This window comes from Mycolicibacter nonchromogenicus (assembly GCF_002101775.1).
GTDB lineage: Bacteria > Actinomycetota > Actinomycetes > Mycobacteriales > Mycobacteriaceae > Mycobacterium > Mycobacterium nonchromogenicum.
Genome location: NZ_LQPI01000005.1, coordinates 1 through 1,983, shown reverse-complemented (window position 1 = coordinate 1,983; position 1,983 = coordinate 1). Strand labels below are relative to the sequence as shown.

At 66.9% G+C, this 1,983-nt stretch carries 1 protein-coding gene; it reads left to right on the top strand.

Annotated elements, in window-relative coordinates; all coding sequences use genetic code 11:
* Positions 1-1,698, top strand: a 1,698-nt coding sequence (locus tag AWC18_RS00225) for a cellulase family glycosylhydrolase (RefSeq protein ID WP_085136939.1), incomplete at its 5' end; no start/stop codon positions are given.
* Positions 1,699-1,983: the final 285 nt, after the last annotated feature.

The following is a 1,983-nucleotide window of genomic DNA, read 5'->3' as shown; positions in this document are numbered from 1 at the left end:
GGCTGGCTCTTCGGTGACGGCGGCAACGGCTGGAACAGCACCACCGACGGCGTCGCCGGCGGCGCCGGCGGCTCGGCCATCGGACTGTTCGGCAACGGCGGCGCAGGCGGCTCCGGCGGCCAAGGCGCCGCCGGAGGCGACGGCGGCACCGGTGGCTGGCTGTGGGGCAACGGCGGCGACGGCGGAGACGCCGGCGACGGCGCCACCCTGGCCGGACTGCCCGCGCTCGGCGGCGCCGGCGGCGTCGCCGGCCTGCTCTACGGCACCCACGGCGACGTCGGCCAGTTCGGCACCCTGCCCGGCGGCTACACCGGAATCGTCGACGCGCCGGTCCAGGTCTCCAACGGCTGGTTCACCAACGCCGACGGCCAGGTGGTGATCTGGCACGGACTCAACCAGGTCTACAAGGTTGCGCCGTACGAGCCGTCCGCCGGCGGCTTCAGCGAGGAAGACGCGGCCTTCCTGGCCGCCAACGGCTTCAACGCCGTGCGGCTAGGGGTCATCTGGGCTGGGGTGGAACCCGAGCCCGGCGTGATCGACTACGCCTACCTGGCCTCGATCCAGCAGACCGTCCAGATGCTGGCCAACCACAAGATCGTTGCGATTCTGGACATGCACCAAGACCTCTACAGCGGCAGTTTGGGCGGGGACGGCGCTCCGGACTGGGCGGTCTTGACCGGCGGGCTGCCCAATGTCGACGCCGGTTTCCCGGGCAGCTACTTCGTCAGCCCGGCGCAGAACTATGCCTGGGACGCGTTCTGGGCCAATGAGAAGGCCCCGGACGGCATCGGCCTGCAGAACCACTACGCGCTCATGTGGCAGGCCGTGGCCGACTACTTCAAGGGCGACCCCAACGTCGCGGGCTACGAGATCATGAACGAACCGTGGTCCGGCACTCAGACGCTGGGGAGCCTGTTGGGCAATCCGTACTTCGACGCCCAGCAGTTGACGCCGTTCTACAACCAGATCGACGCGGCCATCCGATCGGTCGACCCGAACAAGACCGTGTTCTTCGGTCCCAGCACCCTGGAGGCCAGCCTCCCGGTACGGAACCACCTCGGCACCGTGGACGACCCGAACACGGCCTTCTCGTTCCACCACTACTGCATGGTGAACGCGCTGTTCCCGGGCTTGAGCTTCGGCTGTGACTGGAACGCCGATGTGGTTCTCGGGTTCGCGGCGGAATACGCGCAAGAGCACAACATCCCGGGCTGGCTCAGTGAATTCGGCGCGACCAACAATCTTCCGACCATCGGTGCGAGCCTGGAGGCCGCGAACCGCTATCTGTTCGGCTGGACCGAATGGGCTTACACCGGCAAGGACATCACCAGCACGTCTCCGGAAGATCAGGCACTGGTCTATGACCTGACCAAACCGCCGGACGGCGACAACGTGAACTGGGGCAAGCTCGATGTCCTGGCTCAGCCCTACCCGCAGGCGATCTCGGGCATCCCGACCTCGTGGTCATTCACCAACGGCGTCTTCTCCCTCAGCTACTCCACGGACCAGGCCGACGGATCTGGAACCTTCGGGGCCGGTTCGCAGACCACCATCTCGGTTCCGGCCAGCCAATATCCGAACGGCTACACCGTGGACGTCATCGGCGGGCAGGTCACCTCCGGGCCCAACGCTTCGGTGCTGACCATCGCATCCGACCCCGGCGCCGCCACCATCAAGGTGACGGTCACGGCGGCCTAGGCGTCAGTGCGGGCCGGGTCCACGGCGGGGCTCTCCGGCTCTCCGGCGCAACCTTGCGTCGGCTAAGTAACTCGTTTACCTTCTCAGAAACGCTTAAGAAACCGGGCAGGTCCACGAGAAGGGTTCGTCGAGATGTCTCGTCACCGCAGCAGGGGTGTGGCCAGCAAGGTTGTCGGGATCGCCGCGGTTATGACGATCGCCCCCCTTACCGCGCCGGCGCACGCCGATCTCGAGGACATGTTCGACGCCCTGTTCACACCGTTCGTCACCACCGAAGGCACCCTC